The following is a 17432-nucleotide window of genomic DNA, read 5'->3' on the forward strand; positions in this document are numbered from 1 at the left end:
AGATTAAAGTGGGGTTCGCTCACGGATGGGCCCCCTCATAGGCTGCCAGCAACATGTTGCGGACACTGTCGCGCGTTATAGGCCGTGGATTGTAATAGGCCCGTTCCATCGCAAGGTCTGACGCGCGTTCAATGTCATCCAACGACATACCAAATGACTTGAGGTCTTTGGTCTTTGCAGCGGTTTGCATTAGCCCAAACAAACCCGCGATCGGGTCGGACACACCTAGGGCCCGCGCTATCGCGGCCATCGCTTCGGGTGCGTGATCACGGTTGAACGCAGCCGTATAGGGGATCATCAAGCAATGGATATCAGCGTGATTCAAATTGAACGACCCACCAAGTGTGTGGCAAATTTTGTGATGGATCCCCATACCGACGCTGGCCAAACAAGTGCCGGCCAACCAAGCTCCATAAAACGCATCAGCACGCGCATTTTCATCAATCGCGCCAGACATTAGCCCTGACATTGATCGACCGATCGCTGCAATCGACGCCTCCGCCTGCATAGAGGTCACCGGGTTTCGGTTTTCCGCGTAAAGAGCCTCTACCGCATGGGCCAGCGCATTCACCGCCGATGGTCCAGCGATAAACGAAGGCAGCGTATATGTCAGCGCCGGGTCATAGATCACCGTTTCTGGCAAGACTTTGGATGTCGTCTGTGTGGTTTTGCGCCCAACTTCGGTCTGTCCGATGATGGGCGTCATTTCTGACCCCGCATAGGTTGTCGGAATCGCTAATTGCGGCAGATCGGTCCGAAGCGCAATTGCCTTGCCCAAACCGATCGTCGAGCCGCCACCATAGGAAACGATTCCATCAACATTCTTCGATTGAACTTGCGCCATGGCCTGTTGCGTGACCTCAACAGGCGTGTGCATCGCGGCATCGGAAAAGACACCGACAGCGCGAGATCCGAGTGACTTGGCAAGCGCCTCAGCTTCACCAGACTGCTGCGGCGTGCTAAGCACAAGGGCACGGTGCACCCCAAGAAACTCCAATTCTGCGCCTGTCTTTGCCAGCCCGCCTGTTTCAAATAAAACACGGGCTGGTCCGGCAGAGTATACGAACGGATCCATCCCTATCGTTCCGTTGAAAATGCGGTTTGGGCACGATCGCCGGCCACAAGAACAAAATCATATGACATACGCCAAAACGGATTTTCCATGCCAGACTTAGACGCAACAGCGGGCTCATCCGCGGGTGTGAAATCGACAAGGAGGCTGTCTTTGACGCCGAAAACGGCGTCACCCTCGATGTACTCATCTTCCCGTGCGAACAACTCGGAAACGATCGTCTTGTAGCCCAGAGCCGATACAATAAAGTGGATGTGCGCCGGACGCATGTTGTGACGAGCACCGGCTTCTAGAACGTCGCCAACGGGGCCATCGGTTGGAATGGGATAAGATTCTGGCTTTACTGTCCAAAACGAATATGTGCCCTCCCCGTCAGTACGTAATCGCGCACGCAAGTTATAGTCAGGTTGCGTATCGTCCATGTTCTCATAGAGCCCATTGTTGTTAGTCTGCCAGATATCCAGCATTGCATTTACAACAGGATTGCCGTCGATATCCCGGACTTGCCCAGACACAAGCGCAGGACTGCCATCGTTGTCACCACGAGAGATATTATCGAAATGCGCAATTTCAGGCGAGCCTTCGCGATAAAACGGTCCCAGAACCGAGGGCTCAAACGCACCCTCTGGCAGATCATCATTCATTGTCTCGACCAGCATCGTTAGTCCAAGAATGTCGGACATTAGGATGAATTCGTGCCGCTTATGATCGCTGATTTGGCCAGTACGTGCCAAGAGCTGAGTCGCGGCGATCAATTCATCAGGCGTCAGCTTCACCGCCTTGGCAAACCCGTGCAGTGCGATGATGAGCTCCTGCAGAATTTGGTTGGTCCTTGGATCGGGAGCCTTCTCATAAGATTTTAGCACGATCTCGGTAATCATGTCGGGAGTGGTCTTTAAAGCGCCATCCATATCGGTTCTCCTGATAAAAGAAATGGGGTCGCAGGCAGAAGAACTGCCTGCGAAATGTTGATTTTAACCAAAGGCTTTTTCAGCCAGTTTCCGGATTTCATTGGCCACGAAATCAGGCTGCTCTTCGGCAACCCAATGGCCACATTCTGGGATGCCACCACCTGATACGTCCGTTGCGACATGCTGCATCGACTCAACGCACCAATCGTTCATCAACGCAGCCCCGCCCCAAGCAATTACGGGCATCTCCAGCTTGGTCTGCATGTGCTTTTCGGCTTGCGCAGCGTGCTCCCAAAACTTTTTGTAAATCTCTAGGCCGGAACGCAACGAGCCGAACTGAGTGAAGGCCCGCTCATATTCATTCAACGCCTCAATCGTCACAGAGTAAGGATTGTAGCTGAATTCAGTGTAGTAATAGTCGAGGTATTTACGCTCGTTCCCGCGGATCAATTCTTCGGGGTAGGTCGGCACCGAATGCCAATTCATATGCCAAAAGAATTTTCCATCAGGCTTTGGTTGCATCCCCGCCTCATGGCCGCCCGTTCCGGGGATCATCATCTCGAAATTGCCAAGACCAACAACTTCATCCCGGAACTGTGCCGCGTAGTGATACGCCCAAACAGACCCCCAATCGTGCCCCACAACGACCACTTTATCAAAACCCAAATGGTCCTTCACCAATGTCCTGATATCGTCGGCAATATTATCGCCATCATATCCGGTTTCAGGGCGGCTGGTATAACCGGCGCCGCGGATGTCTGGCGCAATAACGGTGTAGTTTTCAGCCAACTTGGCTTGTACTTTGCGCCAACCGTAATTTGTATGTGGCCATCCGTGGATCAGCACAATCGCAGGCCCTTCACCTGCGACCGTATAGTGCATCTTAATGTCTTTGATGTCAGCCTTGTGGTTTTTGATTGTACCCTTACTCATCTTGATCTTCCTCCCCTGTTTATTGTCCGGCCATTAGACCGGGCGCGCGGTGTATCCGTTCAAAGCACCTGCTTTTTCCAAGGCTTTCGGAAAAAAGTAGCGAATTGATGCGATGATCTCATCGGCTGACATTTTATCGAACTTGGCCGAGAAAATCTCGGGTCCGACATTCTTCATCCCGCCTATCTTTTGAATTGTCTGCGTGATCTCAGTGACCGGGAACTCACCTTCTCCGCATGGAACCCGCCAATCAAGGCAATCCATAGGCGCAGGCCGGTCCGCAGGATAGGCGAGCGACGCATCGGCCAATTGTACCGATGATATCTTTTCACCCGGAATTCTGGATAGAAGATCGAGATCAGGTGTGCCGCGCATGAAATGCCAGTAATCAAAAACGATTCCGCTGTTATCCTTGTCTGCATCGCGCACAATTGTCCAAGCCATGTTCAGATCAAACAGTCCCCAGAACGGGATAAATTCAAGATCGCAACGGACCCCGATACTGGCTGCCCGCTCGCAGATCGCCGCAAAGCTCTCTGTGTATTGCGCGCTGTTGACTGTGCCAGCGGGTGCGCTTGAAATCGTCGACATGCTTTCGACCTGAAATTCCTCAGCCAAACGCATGAAATCGTCGATCGAGAAGCCCAAGAAGTCATTAAAACCAGGGTCTACATTGTCGGGTAGCCATTTTGGCGCCCACCGCGTTAACGGGTCAAGATGCGCCAATTTCACACCGTGATCATCTGCCATCGAAAGCTGATCTTTGGCTGATAGTCCGGCCTCTTTCCATTTGGTGACATGGAGCGGAGTAATCGAGATTTTTCCAAACCCCGTTTGCTGGGCGACATGTAGCTGCTCTTTTAACGAAAGCTCCCGCATTGTTCCTTGCCAAAGCAAATAGTCATTCTTGTCGTGTGTCATATCGATTCCTCAGTTTTTGGGTCATATGATGTTGAAATTTCGATGTGCCTATTGACGGGAAAGACCGATAATCCCCAACGGTTCGCAATCAGGCCCCAAAGGCCTTGGCGTGCAAACAGCATCAAAATGATGGCGAACAGGCCGAGCGCGATGAGGTACCATGTTCCGTAATCGGACAGCAGCTCACGCAGTAAGAAGTATACGGCGACCCCGACGAAAGGGCCTTCGATGCGGCCGATCCCGCCAATAACGACCATGAAAATCACAGCCGCCGACCATTCCATGACGTCGAATGCGGCAACGGGTGAAATCCGGAGTTTCTGTAGAAAAATCAGTGCCCCAATCATGCCGGTTATCCCTGCCACGGCGACGAATACGCTGAACCGTAGGCGGAAGGTGTCGATCCCGATGGACGCGGATGCGACTGGATTATCACGGATAGCGGTCAATCCCAACCCGAGCCTAGACCGCAGCAACGCCCAGACGCCCAATGTAGATGCTGTCGCGATTGCGATTGCGCACAGGTAAATTGTTAGCTCACGGCCTTCGCGGCTATCGGCAATTGATCGAACGGCATCGAGCGGCAAGGACACCCCTGACCCGCCCCCCAAGGCAGACACTTCGAAGAACGCTAGCTTAAACACTTCGGCCACAACCCACGTGCCGATGGCAAAATAGGGCCCTGCCAGTCGAAAGACGATCAGGCCCACAGGGATCGAAATCGCCGCTGTAATCAGGCCAGCTAAAGGCAGAGACCAGATCGGCGGCAAACCTGCATGTATGACAAGCGCGAACAACATGTATCCGCCAAACCCAATGAACGCGTGCTGCCCCACACTGAGTAGCCCGGCATAACCCGCCAACAGATTCCACATTTGCGCAAGCGCCAGAAAATAGGCGATTTCGACAACAAGTCGCATGGTCCCGCGGTCACCCGTCAGCGGCAAAGCCAACAGCGCCAGAAGTCCGATAACAACTAGGCTTAGTGAAATGCGCGACCCGCGCGTCATCGTCCTGATTTGGTAAGTCGACATTAGTGTGACACCTTCGGAAAGAGGCCCTGCGGGCGGATGACAAGGACCAGCAGGAACAAAAGGTGCCCGGCCAATATCTGAAATTGGGGATCAATCGCACCGCCAATGGCTTGGGCCAGTCCAAGAGCGATGCCCCCGAAAAGGGTGCCCCAAATACTGCCTAACCCCCCGATGATGACCGCCTCGAAAGCAAACAACAGGCGTGTCGGTCCTGACAGTGGCTCGAAGGTGGTGCGCACCGCCATGAGGACACCAGCAATACCGATCACCACCAGCGCGATACCTGTTGAAATGGCAAAAATTCGCTTTGTATCAATCCCCATCATCTGTGCCGCTGCTGGGTCGTCGGATGTTGCTCGAAACTCGCGGCCCAAACGGGTCCGGTAGAACAACGTCTGCAATGCAACGATGGTGCCAACCGCAACTGCAAGAATGATCAATGGAAAGACGCCAACAGCAAGGCCCTCTGATAGAGCGAAACTTGCCGTTTCCACCTCACCCAAGGACAGCTTTCTGCTGTCGGCAGAATACCCCTCGAGTAAGGCGTTTTGGATGATTATCGCTAATCCGAAAGTCACAATCATGGGTGGCAAAAGGTCGTCACCAAGCGTGCGGTTTAAGATGCCCGCCTGTAAAACGTAGCCAAAGGCGAAAAACGCGGGCACGACGATGACCAGTGACACGAGCGGTCCGAGGCCGGTCATCTGTATTATGGAGTAGCTAAAGAACCCAGCAAGAACGATCAGATCGCCATGCGCGATATTGACCAACCGCATGATCCCGAACATCAGGCTCAAACCGACCGCAAACAGGGTATAAACCCCACCCAGCAAGATGCCCTGTACCAAAATTTGAACAATTTCCATCTCAATCTATCCCGAAATATGCTTGGGTAATCTGCTCGCGGCTGATGGTGTCGACCGACCCACCAAGCGACACGCGCCCTTCCTGAAAACAATAGACTTGGTGCGCGACCGATAACGCGCGCGCGATGTCTTGTTCGACGATGACGATCGACATGCCCTCTTGTCCCAGCGTAACAATCGTTTTGTACAGATCTTCGATGATCACTGGTGCTAGACCAAGGCTGATTTCGTCGCACAACAACACATCCGGGTTCGACATCAGCGCACGCCCTATCGACACCATTTGTTGCTGTCCGCCCGACAAGGACATCGCGGGCAGCTTTCGCCGTTCTTCAAGGATCGGGAACGTTTTATAGATCCGGTCAAGCGTCCATGGACCCGACCGCGATTGCCGTTGGCCTATCAACAGGTTTTCCTCAACAGACAGAGACCCAAAAAGCCGCCGTCCTTCAGGAGCCATCGCAATGCCGGTGTCGATGATTTGGTGTGCGGCGCGCGCCCCTGCTGGCTGGCCGTCTACTGTAATCATGCCTGCCTCAGTCTGCATCAGGCCAGTCAGCGCTTTCATGAAAGTTGACTTACCAGCACCGTTGGCACCGATTATGGCGGTCGTCTCGCCGGGCTCAAGGACTAGATCAATCCCGAACAAGGCCTGAAAATCACCATATGACGCCGTCAGTCCGTGGGTTTCGATACGCTTCATGTGGGTTCAACTCCCATATAAATGCGCTGTACTTCGGCGGATCGCATGACCTCGTGCGGATCACCCTCGGCAATGATCCGGCCACCGTTTAAGACGATCAACCGATCGACTGTCGCCAACAACGCGTGAACAATATGTTCAATCCAAACAAGAGCGATCCCCGTTCTGCGAATATCCTTTATGGTGCCGATCAGGGCTTGAACCTCACCCTCGGTCAGCCCGCCTGCAATCTCGTCTAACAACAAGATGCGAGGGCTCGTCGCAAGCGAGCGTGCCATCTCAAGCCGTTTACGCTGAAGGAGCGTCAGCTTGCCGGCCGTGGTGTTGGCCTGACCAATCAAACCCGTTAACTCGAGTATCTTGACAGTCTTTGCCGCGCCCGCTTTCTCAGATTGAGCATCGCCAAAGACGCTTGCCGTTAGTACGTTCTCGAAAACGCTCATCTGTCCAAACGGATTTGGAATTTGATAGGACCGCCCAATGCCCGCACAGCAGCGCGCGTGTGGTCGGGTTCGCGTGATATCAACATCCCCTAAAAGAATTTTCCCTTTGTTCACGGGTTGGTCGCCCGTAATCAGGTTGAACAACGTTGATTTGCCCGCGCCGTTGGGTCCGATAATGCCAAGCCCCTCACCGTCAGCGACCTGAAGATCAAGATCTTCGGCGATTACGACGGCGCCGAACGACTTATTGATGCCGGTCATGCTAAGGAGGGGTGCTGGGGGCATTTTGGTTTCACCTATCTTGTGAAGGGGCGACCAATGTCGCCCCAAGGATGTGGTTTTGGATTTTTTGGCAGATCAAGAGGTCGACTGAACCTCCCCAGTCAGGTCGACACCGGGCGCTGCTACGTTTGACACGATGACCGGTTCGAACTGATGCGGTCCATCGGACAAACGCCACTGCGCACCCGCCAACGGGGTCAAAACCGCATTCTTCACTGGGCCGGATGCGGCATCAATTGGACCTTGGATGGTTTCCATGTTCGTCTTGAACAAAGCGTCCAAGGTCGCGTCATAGTTTTCCCCGCCCGAACGCTTGAGCGCATCAATCGCCACTTCCACGATCGCATGCATCGACCCGATCGGTTGAATCCACTGGCGGTTCTCTGATGCTTCGAATGCACTGGCGTAGGCGTCGGCCGTCTGCCCAGTGATCGAACTGCTGTAAGGGAACGAACGGTCCCAAAACAGATCAAAACTGTGATTCTGCGCGAGCGGGCCCAGACTTTCAGCAGTGCCAGGAAACGCGAGCGCCGCTGCCGTTGTTGCCGCTTTCACACTCAACCCTTGCTGGGCAGCCTGTGTCCAAAACGTTGTCCAATCAGGCGGCAAGACGACGCCGGTAATCAATTCGACCTCTTGTTCCAGAAACATCCGGATGATCGGAGTGAAGTCATCAGTCAGATCCTGATACCGCCCGGGATCGACCACGGAATAACCATTCGCTTCAAGTACAGGAGTAAAGCCCCCTGCAAAGCCGAGGCCGTCGGGGTTGTTGGGCCAAAGGCCACCGATAACCTTGTTGGAACCAAGCTGATCCCAAATATTCATATACGTGTTGGTGATCTGCTCAAATCCCCAAAACAGGTGAAGTTGGGTTTCAAACTCGTCTCCGTCCGTGGCGCCACGTCCATAATATTGGGTCTGCCAAGGCGTAATCGTGGACACCAGCGGGACACCGTTCAATTCGCACTGATCCGCGACGGGGCTGACGGTGAGAGGATGGATGCCCGCACACATTATGTCGACTTCGTCATTCAAGATCAGATCTACCGCAACTTCGGATGCACGGTTCGAGCTTGATTGGCTATCTTTCACGATGATTTCGACATCTCGCATCAGACCGCCATCAACAGTGATTCCACCCGACAAGGCCTCACGCAGATTTTTAAGGACAAAGGCATCACCGCCCGCAACAGCGCCCAGAGGACCAGTCTCGGGATGTACAAATCCAATTTTCAGAGGGCGGGATTGTGCCAGTGCAGGGGCCGCAAGCGTCGCGCCAGCAGCCGCCATCGTACCAAGCAGGGTGCGTCGCGAAGGGTTCCATTTCGTCATGTCGAAGATCCTCCCAAATCATTCAAGGTCCTTGTTGGACTGATTGTTACAATGATATAAGAAACCTAGCCTTGTCAACAACATTAAATATTTTTCGTATTTACCAATAATAAAGGGCTAAAAGTGCTTATCTTTACAAATCTCTCAAGAATTTAAAATTTAGATTGACCAAATAGTCCATCACTGCAATCCTCTAGGCAGGAGGACTAATAGATGCGAAATTACGAACGGATATTGTGGTGGGGAAACGTACGAGAGCTGTCATTCATGCAACGAATCGCCTTCGCAAAAGACAATCGCTTCGACGCGCTCAATATTTCGCCAAACGATATCGAAAGCCTTCTCGCAGGCGGTGAGACGCTTGCTTCGATTCGCGCCATGGCAGACGATCAAGGTATTGCATTGACCTATTTGGACCCAGTCGTTGGATGGTACCCAAATTGGGAGCCGATCGGGCCTGCTGCCGAAATGTTACCCTTCTTGTCCGCAGGTTTGGGCCGAACATTCGAGTTTGCCAATGCTCTGGGAATTGATCGTATTCTAGCCATTACCCCGAGCGCCGTCGGCGCACATTCGGTTGCTGATTTGGCACCGCATTTGGCGCGTCTCGCGCAAGAGGCGCGCACGCACGGTGTCACTGTGGTTTTAGAAGCAATGCCAATGTGGGGCTTTACACGATTTTCAGATGTCGTCGCCCTTCAAGAGGCAGTGCAGGCCGATAACGTTAAACTGCTGTTTGACACATGGCACTATTGCCGCGGCGGACGCCAAGACGAAATTCTGGCGGCTGTGCCTTCTGGCATAATTGACCATGTCCAAATCGCGGACGGCACAGCGACTTGCCCAACAGGCATGTCCCTGTTCGAAGACTGCCTGCAGCACCGCCTCCCCCCTGGCGAGGGCGCGCTTCCGATTGATGATATCCTCGCATTGCTACACCGCGGCGGGCATCTGAATTCTGTTGGTCCTGAGGTTTTTTCCAGCGTGTTCGACACGATGACAGCTGCTCAGATTCGAGATCGACTTATGCCTGCCTTCAACGCTGCGGTTGTGCACGCAAGACAAGACACATGAACAAGTTAGGGAAACAGTGATGACCGAACAATTCAAAGACAAAACCGTCGTCGTGACAGGCGCTGGTGTTGGAATCGGGTTAGAAATTGCCCGTCGCCTCGTAGCGCAAGGAGCATGCGTGATGTCTGCCGACATCACAGTCACACCGGAGCTAACGAAACTGACTGAAGAGAGTGGCGGCTTTGCCTTGGAGCTAGATCTGGGATCACGTGACGGCCCACCTGCCCTGATCGAAGCTGCCGTTGAACGCTCGGGTCAGCTGGACGTTCTTATCAACAATTTGGGCGCCTCTCCGGTACGAACCAGTTTTCTGACAACAACGGATGACGATTGGGCCCGCCTGTTTGAAATCAATTTCTTTTCTATGGTCCGAGCAACCCGCAGCGCCATGCCGCACCTGATCAAGACTAAGGGCGCAGTGGTTTCGATCGCAAGTATTCTGGCGCGAGAACCGATCATTATCCAGCCGGATTACTGCGCGACCAAGGCCGCAATACTCAGCCTAACCAAAACGATTTCCAAAGAATTTGGCCCCGATGGTGTCCGCGCCGTTTGTGTCTCACCCGGCCCGACACTTACCCCACAATGGACAGACCCTGGTGGCCAGATCGAACAATATGCCGAACGGGCGGGCGTAAGCCCTGAAGAGGCTTTGCGCGATACGATCCCGCGTGATCTGGATTTGGACCTGCGCCGTTTTATCAGGCCGTCCGAAATTGCCGACGCCGTCCTATTCGCTGCAGGCCCACATGCCAGCGCCATCACAGGCACCGAAATTCTTGTCGACGCAGGAATGCGTGGCGCAATCTAATCAGAAAAGAGGATATCATGCAGACCCATTCCCAAACTAGCAAAATCGATACGCATACTCTCACAAAGTCGGCGCGAATTTCTGCTGTAGGCGATGCTTCGCGCCGCACAATTATCAGCCCCGATGCCCCGACACCAACGACGCCCCGCGATGAGGCCGGGCCCGACCCGCAGATCGAATTGTTCCATTTTGTAATGTCCATCTGTTCGCAAAAATCACGAGTTTCTCTGATCGAAGCAGGCCAAACATTTGGCAGCAACGAGTTGGTCATCATGCCACCGCTGAACGAAAACTATAACGCAGACTATGTGGCGCTGCGAATGGCGTCACCGCTTGCTCGCGCAGAGAGCATGGTTTCGTCATATTCAGGAGCGACGGGAACGACCGGCGAAGGCTTCGATCCATTGGTCGTGCCAACGTTGGTGGACCACGATAAAGGCGAGGTCGTCGCCGACAGCCGTTTGATCGCCCTTTATGCGAATGATCTTTCGGACGGCAAACTGATCCCCGATGCTGAAAAAGCGGCCGTTATGGCCGAGGTCGACGCCGTAGATGCGCTGCCACATGCTGGGTTGTTCTACGGCGCAAACCCAGATGGCGACCACCGGCCCCCACCTATTCAGGCAGGAATGAAAGATGCACATCTTCGCAAAATTGAGCAGGTCAAGAAACACCGCGACGCTCTTCCCGACGGCTCTCCACTTCGTCAAGCATATGATCAAAAATTAATCAAAGAAGACGCAGGGCGCAAATTCATTCATGATCCAGTGTCGATGAAGAACATCATCGCTACAACGAAATCCGGTGTAGACGCGTTTGCCAAACGCCTTTCAAATCGGTCAACCAGTTGGTCGGTGTCCAATGACTTCACGCTCGCCGATATCTTCTGGGGAGTTTCGCTCTTCAGGTTGACCTATCTTGGGTATGCTTGGATGTGGAATGAACATCCGCATTTGGCCGAATTCGCAAAACAAACCTATGCGCGCCCATCCCTACGTGCTGGTGCGATTGATTGGCCTGGCCACCCGCCAGGCGATACCATCGCGGATATCATATAGGGTCGGTCTGATGCCAAATCTCAAAATCACGGCATCAGCAGCCGCGGCCGCACGCATAGGCCCGAAGCTGAAGCAGATCGATGCATTAATGTGCGACAGCTTAGGGGCGCCTGCGGTCAACCTTTTATTAATGCGTGCCGAAACAGGGCCAACCTCCGCCGCCGTTTACGCAGAACTTCTGTTTATGAAAAAACCGGACCGTGATGCGGAAACAATCAGGCAACTGGGCCGTGACATCGCAGCGCTATGTAATCTCGCGTCAAATGAAAGCTTTGCGCTGCGGGCGTTTGCGGTGACGACTGAGGACCTTGTGGCCGTCAACATTGCTGCGCATGGCTAAGCTAGTCAATTTTGTCAGGCAAGAATCTGCAGTTGGCTTAGCACTGTTGCGTCCCGTGCGACGAAGGGCGCTTCGTATATCGTTGGCTGTGGGCACGATTCTGGCAATAATCAATCATGGCGACACCATATTTTGGGGCTCGATTTCCCAATCTGATGCGATCCGCATCGCTGTGACTTATGTTGTACCGTATTGCGTCTCGACGCTATCGTCCGTAATGGCTATCCGCGAACTACAAACTGTATAGTTTATGAACATATAGGCATGTGACAGTCGCTAAAGCGAAGCAATCAAAACTGAACAGTCCAGAAAGAAGGAATAGTGTCCCGTGGCTGGAATTCGCCGATTTGATACCGAGAAAGCTCTCGATAGTGCCATGCGTGTCTTTTGGCGCAAAGGGTTTGATGCAACTTCAATTGATGATCTGACGGATGCGACCGGGTTGGGCAGAGGCAGTCTTTATGGGGCCTTCACCGATAAGGAAACTCTGTTTCTAACGGTGTTAGAACGTTACCTTGAAAAGTCGCGCCAGAAATGGCTTGAGGCACTTGAGCATCCCGACGTAAGGACAGCGATAGAGAACGCATTAAACGTTCTAATCAATACTTTGACCGCCGAATGCGCCGAACCAGGCTGTTTTTTACTGATGGCGTCCATGAACGGCGACGAACGCACCCATAAAATTAGGCGCCGTGTTCTTAAAGCCTTTGCTGAAGAAGAGGCCGCAATATACACGCGACTTCGACAGGCGGAAAAAGATGGGCAGTTTCCAGAGGACCAAGATCCGCTGAAGCTCGCGCGTTTCTACGTCGCACAAGGCCGCGCGATCGGATTGACTGCCCGTTGGTCATCCGATCCAGAGGAACTACGCGAGATTGCAAGGACAAGTGTCATATTGTTGTCCTAGTTCATTAAAATGATCGGCGTACGGCGGGGCCTCGCATAATGGCCGTGCGAAACGCGGCCTCATGCCATGCTATATTTCTCCATCAGCTTTGCGTCCCACCAAGGCGTTTTCGTGAGATGTGATCCGATGTGTTCGATGAGCGCGCGGACACGGGCTGTTTGTGCCCGACCGGGGGGAAACACAGCATAGGCGGCATTTTCAGACCATGTATGATCAAAAAACAGCGGCGTCAGTAGGCCATCTAATATGGCGGGGCCACAGATAAATGTCGGCTCGAATGCTACACCCAATCCAGCAATCGCGGCAGACCGCAGGACATCGCCATTGTTACAGGCCAGTGTTCCTTTAACCGTCACACTCCCTTTTCGTCCATCCGGACGCACAAACCGCCACTCTGTTCCCGGGCCACTAGAACGATACGTCAGCGCAGGAAAATCAGTGAGATCTTCGGGTCTCTCTGGCTGTCCTAACCGTTCGATCAAACTTGGCGCGACAGTGGGAACATGGCGAATACGCGTCAAACGCTTTGCAAGAAAACTGCTGTCACTCAAGCGACCAATCCGGATCGCAAGATCAAATCCTTCGGCCACTAAATCAACCTGCCTGTCATTTACGTCCAGATCGATCTCAACTTCGGGGTGAAGGGTCATGAACTCATTGAGGATCGGCGACAGGTGTAAGACAGAGAACGTCAGTGGCGCTGCGATGCGAATGCGCCCCGTGATGCGCCCTTTGGTGTCGCGCAGGTCAGTCTCTGCCTCTTGCAGGTCGGACAGAATTTGTTTGCACCGCAGATAAAAATCCTGACCTTCACTGGATAGGCTAAAGGTTCGGGTGGAGCGGTGGATCAGGGTTGTCCCCATCCGCGCTTCAAGGTCACGAAGACGGCGGCTGACAGCCGACAAAGCCAATCCGCTACGCCGCGACGCTTCTGTGAGAGTCCCTGCATCGACAATCGCAACAAACGTCTCAATCTCATCCAAACGCGCCAAGACTTCTCCTTTCGGCAAGTATGTATTGCCAAATCAACCCATACTCTCATTTTCAGCAAGTGTTATCTAAGGGTCAAGCGAAATGACACACCTAAGAAGGAATGCAAAATGACAGATTTCACTGGAAAAAAAGTTGTTATCACAGGCGGCACGACGGGCATCGGTTTTGCCACGGCGCAACGCTTTATCAATGATGGCGCTAAAGTTCTGATCACTGGCCAAGACAAGGCACGCGTAGCGGACGCAGCAGAAAAGCTCGGGCCAAATGCGATGGGGACTGTTGCGCGTACTGAAGTGCCCGAGGACGCAATCCACCTTGCAGAAGTTGTAGCTGCGCAGTTTTCACATGTCGATGTCCTGTTTGTGAATGCAGGCGTGACGTGGCCCGCTCCCCTTGGTTCCATCGATACAGACCACATCCACAACCAGCTTGCGATCAATGTCGCGGGGCCGGTCTTTACGGTTCAGGCCATCGCACCACTGATGGGCGACGGCGGTTCCATCATTATGACGACCTCTTGCCTTGATGTGTTAGCCCAGCCGGGTATGGCCATCTATTCTGCGTCCAAAGCTGCTGTTCGCTCGCTTGTGCGCACATTTCAGGCAGAGCTTGGCGGGCAAGGTATTCGGGTAAACGCGATTGCGCCGGGTCCCATCAACACTCCGATTTATAGCAAACTTGAAATGTCCGAAGATGACCTGAATGCGATGGCGCAAGATGTCGTATCCAAAGTTCCCGCAGGGCGATTTGGCGAAGCAGAGGAAATCTCAGGAGCGGTCACCTTCCTCGCGTCTTCAGATGCTTCATATATCCGTGGCGAAGAGATCGCGATCGATGGTGGTTGGTCCACACTCTAAACTCCAATATTTTAAGAAAAGAGCACAAACATGAAAATTCTACGTATTGATTCCAGCGCTCAGACCGACGGCGCGCATTCCCGTGTCCTGATGGATACGTTCATTTCCAAACTGGGGAACGTTGCAACAGTTGTGGAACGCGACCTGACGGAAAGCCTGCCACATGTGGACGCCGAATGGGTAGCGGCGAACAACACCGCTGCGGATGACCGAAGCCTCGAACAGAATGCGAAGCTGTCGGTATCTAACGCCTTGATTGATGAGCTGGAGGCCGCAGATACACTGCTGATTGGCTTGCCAATCTACAACTTTGGAGTGCCTGCTGCGCTCAAAGCATGGATTGATCAGGTCTGCCGCGCACACCGGACATTTGCCTATTCGCAGAACGGTCCAGTTGGGCTGCTCGAAGGCAAACGCGCCATAGTCGTCTATGTTTCTGGCGGCACGCCGATCGGTTCCGACATTGATTTTGCGAGCAATTATATCCGCCATATCATGGGCTTTATCGGCATCACTGACGTCACGTTCGTCGCCGCTGACAAACATATGATGGACGATACGGCGTTGCTTCGTGCGACAGATGAAATCAAAGCGCTGGCGAATAAACTCAGCTAACCACACACCGTCAAGGAAGGCGCAGCCGTTGGCAAAATGATTGCCGGAAAATGGACCACTGACGCAACACTTGGCAGCGTCACCGCAAAAGGCGACTGGAAAAGAACGCCCAGTGTCGTGCGCAACTGGATTGGCGGGGAGGACACAACCTTTCCGCCGACAGCGGGCCGCTATCACCTCTATGCGGCGTGGAACTGCCCTTGGGCGCACCGCGTCTTGCTGTTGCGCGCTGTTCTTGGACTGGAAGACGCCATCTCGGTTTCTATGGTAGCTCCTCGGCGCATGGATCAGGGCTGAGTATTTAATCCATCCGAAGGGTATTTCGATGATATTGGCGACGCATCGGCCCTGCATCAGGTCTATGGACGACGCGACCCAACCCACACAGGCCGCGTCACTGTTCCTTTACTCGTAGACAAAACTGATCAGCGGCTTGTTTCTAATGAGTCTGCGGACCTGGTCCGCATGCTGCCTCAAGCCTTCAAAGGCGAAGCACACACACAAATTGATCTCTGTCCAGAAGCGTTGGCGGCTGACATCGACGCATGGAACAACCTGATCCACCGCACCTTGAACAACGGGGTTTGTCACCATCTTGCGCTTTTTTTTGTTTTGCGGTCTTGTCGACCGGCCTTTATTGCAGCCTTCCTTCGATAGCTTTCGACGTTCATCTCGAAGATAGTCGCATAGTGAACCAATCGATCTGGGCTGCCATGGTCATGGACGGATCTGGGAAGATCGTATCACATGCCCCGAAGGGCTGGTTTGCTGTGATCAGCATGGATCGCCGTTCATATCTGGCGCTGATCAGTTCGAACAGCACGCTGGTCTCGGCCTGATCCTTTGTGACATAGGCAAAGTCGTCGAGGATCAACAGATCGAATTTGTCGAGCTTTGCTATGGCACTTTCAAGTGCGAGATCGCGTCTGGCCTGTTGGAGCTTTTGAACCAAGTCTGTCGTGCGTGTGAACAGGACGCGGTAGAAGCCATACGCAAAAAACCCCCCTTTTAGGGGGCACTGGCTTTGTTTCACAAATCCTCGGATGGGATTCACTGTGTGAATCCAGCGTGATAACTGGAAGGCATGAGCAGTTGGACCGGCTTTGTTGCACAAATCGCCCTTATGGCGTGCTTCCCCTGACCCCTGACGGACTCAGCCTACAGTAACGGTGTTTGGGATGCCAAGGGCGGTGAAGCCGTTGAGTATCGCGGCACGGATTTGGACTTCCGCAACTTGCCGGTCAAAGTCTCGGGCGGCCAGGCGCTGCCCGAATAGTTTCAAACAATGCATCTTTGTCTCAACACGACTCCTGCGGTGGTACACTGAGGTGCACCTGCCGCACCTCTCGCCAATCAACGCCTCCGACCAGAAATCGATGCTGGCCAAGCTGGTCGCACCGGATTGGGGCAATCGACTCGTGACAGAGATTACGCCCTACGATGTGGAAAAGCTGCTGAACAAGGTGGCAGCGGGCCGCGCCCGACCCTCGAAGGTGACGCCGAACAACCGGGCGCGGAAGCTGCAAGCGGCCAAGCCGACCCCGGTGCGCGCCAACCGGACCGGTGAAGTCCTGCGCAAGATGTTCACCTATGCCGTCGGCTGGGGCTGGCGCGACGATAACCCAGCCTCAAGTTTCCGCCGTCGGATCGAAAACCCCCGCGAACGCTTTCTCTGCCATGAAGAAATCCACAAACTGGCTGAAGCGCTGGAGACTGCCGAGGATCGCCGCGCGGCCGATATCATCCGAATGTGCATGCTGACCGGCGCGCGGGTCGGTGAGGTGCGGCAGGCGCAGTTTGAACACTTCAACCTTGAACACCTGAGCTGGTCGAAACCTGCCAGCATGACCAAGCAGCGCAAGATCCACCGCCTGCCGATTTCCGACGAGGCGGCGGCAATCGTGCGTCAGCGCCAGCTGCTGGTGCCGCGCGGCTGCGTCCTGCTGTTTCCCGGTGATGTTCCAGGCCAGCCCGTGAGGGAAATCCGCCGCTTCTGGGCCCATATCCAGAAGCAGGTCGGCATCCCAGATGTCCGGATCCACGACCTGCGCCACACGTTTGCCTCGCTACTGGTCAGCGGCGGTGCCTCGCTGGAAATGATCGGCAAGCTCTTGGGTCATAGCCAGATGCAGACGACGCAGCGCTACGCCCATCTGATGGACTCGCCGCTGCGTGCGGGCGTCGATGCGGTGGCAAGCGCATTCCGGCCCCGGCCAAAACTGGTGCATGACGCCGACGAGGCGCAAAAGTCGGCCTGAACTTCTGCACCTCGGCGTT

At 54.0% G+C, this 17432-nt stretch carries 20 protein-coding genes and 2 pseudogenes; 10 read left to right on the forward strand and 12 right to left on the reverse strand.

All coding sequences use genetic code 11. The annotated features are described in order from the left end of the window. Nucleotides 1-19: 19 nt before the first annotated feature. From OAN307_RS15840 to OAN307_RS15880, 9 genes are all read right to left on the reverse strand, one after another. A complete protein-coding gene (locus OAN307_RS15840; protein WP_015500636.1) occupies nucleotides 20-1075 on the reverse strand; it encodes a maleylacetate reductase in 1056 nt (351 codons plus the stop codon). 2 nt (nucleotides 1076-1077) lie between these two features. Beyond that, nucleotides 1078-1983 (reverse strand): dioxygenase family protein, encoded by a 906-nt coding sequence (locus OAN307_RS15845; protein ID WP_015500637.1) that lies wholly within the window; start codon nucleotides 1981-1983, stop codon nucleotides 1078-1080. 63 nt (nucleotides 1984-2046) lie between these two features. Further along, on the reverse strand, nucleotides 2047-2916 hold the full coding sequence (locus OAN307_RS15850; protein ID WP_015500638.1) for an alpha/beta fold hydrolase: 870 nt from the start codon (nucleotides 2914-2916) through the stop codon (nucleotides 2047-2049). Between the two features lie 33 nt (nucleotides 2917-2949). Continuing rightward, entirely contained in the window at nucleotides 2950-3837 is an 888-nt protein-coding gene (locus tag OAN307_RS15855) for a sugar phosphate isomerase/epimerase family protein (RefSeq protein WP_015500639.1), read from the reverse strand. Then, nucleotides 3834-4871, reverse strand: a complete 1038-nt coding sequence (locus tag OAN307_RS15860) for a branched-chain amino acid ABC transporter permease (RefSeq protein ID WP_015500640.1) — start codon at nucleotides 4869-4871, stop codon at nucleotides 3834-3836. The genes OAN307_RS15855 and OAN307_RS15860 overlap by 4 nt, the downstream gene beginning before the upstream one ends. Then, nucleotides 4871-5737 carry a branched-chain amino acid ABC transporter permease gene (locus OAN307_RS15865; protein ID WP_015500641.1) on the reverse strand — a complete coding sequence of 289 codons (867 nt, stop codon included), beginning with the start codon at nucleotides 5735-5737 and terminating at the stop codon, nucleotides 4871-4873. Before OAN307_RS15865 ends, OAN307_RS15860 begins: the two co-directional genes overlap by 1 nt. A 1-nt stretch (nucleotide 5738) precedes the next feature. Continuing rightward, entirely contained in the window at nucleotides 5739-6440 is a 702-nt protein-coding gene (locus tag OAN307_RS15870) for an ABC transporter ATP-binding protein (RefSeq protein ID WP_015500642.1), read from the reverse strand. Next, entirely contained in the window at nucleotides 6437-7168 is a 732-nt protein-coding gene (locus tag OAN307_RS15875; RefSeq protein WP_015500643.1) for an ABC transporter ATP-binding protein, read from the reverse strand. The genes OAN307_RS15870 and OAN307_RS15875 overlap by 4 nt, the downstream gene beginning before the upstream one ends. Before the next feature lie 72 nt (nucleotides 7169-7240). Next, on the reverse strand, nucleotides 7241-8500 hold the full coding sequence (locus OAN307_RS15880) for an ABC transporter substrate-binding protein (RefSeq protein ID WP_015500644.1): 1260 nt from the start codon (nucleotides 8498-8500) through the stop codon (nucleotides 7241-7243). 213 nt (nucleotides 8501-8713) lie between these two features. Between OAN307_RS15880 and OAN307_RS15885 the strand changes: the two genes are divergently transcribed. From OAN307_RS15885 to OAN307_RS15905, 6 genes are all read left to right on the forward strand, one after another. Then, the gene (locus OAN307_RS15885; protein ID WP_015500645.1) at nucleotides 8714-9574 is read left to right on the forward strand and encodes a sugar phosphate isomerase/epimerase family protein; all 861 of its coding nucleotides are present in this window, start codon (nucleotides 8714-8716) and stop codon (nucleotides 9572-9574) included. Nucleotides 9575-9593: 19 nt separating this feature from the next. Next, nucleotides 9594-10385 (forward strand): SDR family NAD(P)-dependent oxidoreductase, encoded by a 792-nt coding sequence (locus OAN307_RS15890; protein WP_015500646.1) that lies wholly within the window; start codon nucleotides 9594-9596, stop codon nucleotides 10383-10385. Between the two features lie 17 nt (nucleotides 10386-10402). After that, a complete protein-coding gene (locus tag OAN307_RS15895) occupies nucleotides 10403-11443 on the forward strand; it encodes a glutathione S-transferase family protein (RefSeq protein WP_015500647.1) in 1041 nt (346 codons plus the stop codon). Nucleotides 11444-11453: 10 nt separating this feature from the next. Then, complete coding sequence (locus OAN307_RS15900; protein ID WP_044043893.1) at nucleotides 11454-11783, forward strand: hypothetical protein; 330 nt, start codon at nucleotides 11454-11456, stop codon at nucleotides 11781-11783. After that, nucleotides 11776-12030, forward strand: coding sequence for a nitrate/nitrite transporter NrtS (nrtS, locus tag OAN307_RS31365; protein ID WP_187292476.1), 255 nt, complete (start codon nucleotides 11776-11778; stop codon nucleotides 12028-12030). The genes OAN307_RS15900 and nrtS overlap by 8 nt, the downstream gene beginning before the upstream one ends. 81 nt (nucleotides 12031-12111) lie before the next feature. Continuing rightward, a complete protein-coding gene (locus OAN307_RS15905; protein WP_015500649.1) occupies nucleotides 12112-12690 on the forward strand; it encodes a TetR/AcrR family transcriptional regulator in 579 nt (192 codons plus the stop codon). A gap of 59 nt (nucleotides 12691-12749) precedes the next feature. Here the strand turns inward: OAN307_RS15905 and OAN307_RS15910 are convergent, their stop codons facing one another. Next, complete coding sequence (locus OAN307_RS15910; RefSeq protein WP_015500650.1) at nucleotides 12750-13682, reverse strand: LysR family transcriptional regulator; 933 nt, start codon at nucleotides 13680-13682, stop codon at nucleotides 12750-12752. A 108-nt stretch (nucleotides 13683-13790) separates the two neighbouring features. Here OAN307_RS15910 and OAN307_RS15915 point away from each other — a divergent pair, with 108 nt between their 5' ends. The 3 genes from OAN307_RS15915 to OAN307_RS30965 are packed head-to-tail and all read left to right on the forward strand — an operon-like array spanning nucleotide 13791 to nucleotide 15452. Continuing rightward, on the forward strand, nucleotides 13791-14540 hold the full coding sequence (locus tag OAN307_RS15915; protein WP_015500651.1) for an SDR family oxidoreductase: 750 nt from the start codon (nucleotides 13791-13793) through the stop codon (nucleotides 14538-14540). 30 nt (nucleotides 14541-14570) lie between these two features. Beyond that, nucleotides 14571-15155: an FMN-dependent NADH-azoreductase gene (locus tag OAN307_RS15920; protein ID WP_015500652.1), complete on the forward strand. Its 585-nt coding sequence runs from the start codon at nucleotides 14571-14573 to the stop codon at nucleotides 15153-15155. A gap of 36 nt (nucleotides 15156-15191) precedes the next feature. Next, entirely contained in the window at nucleotides 15192-15452 is a 261-nt protein-coding gene (locus OAN307_RS30965; RefSeq protein WP_051068029.1) for a glutathione S-transferase family protein, read from the forward strand. A 370-nt stretch (nucleotides 15453-15822) separates the two neighbouring features. Here the strand turns inward: OAN307_RS30965 and OAN307_RS15930 are convergent, their stop codons facing one another. After that, a complete protein-coding gene (locus OAN307_RS15930) occupies nucleotides 15823-16209 on the reverse strand; it encodes an ATP-binding protein (protein ID WP_275450613.1) in 387 nt (128 codons plus the stop codon). Nucleotides 16210-16308: 99 nt separating this feature from the next. Continuing rightward, nucleotides 16309-16485 (reverse strand): annotated as a pseudogene (locus tag OAN307_RS28175) (IS5/IS1182 family transposase); the annotation flags it as partial. On the opposite strand from OAN307_RS28175, the pseudogene OAN307_RS15935 reads away from it, so the two are divergent. Continuing rightward, nucleotides 16475-17413, forward strand: a pseudogene (locus tag OAN307_RS15935) (tyrosine-type recombinase/integrase); the annotation flags it as partial. The pseudogenes OAN307_RS28175 and OAN307_RS15935 overlap by 11 nt on opposite strands. Nucleotides 17414-17432: the final 19 nt, after the last annotated feature.

Source organism: Octadecabacter antarcticus 307, assembly GCF_000155675.2.
Taxonomy (GTDB): Bacteria; Pseudomonadota; Alphaproteobacteria; order Rhodobacterales; family Rhodobacteraceae; genus Octadecabacter; species Octadecabacter antarcticus.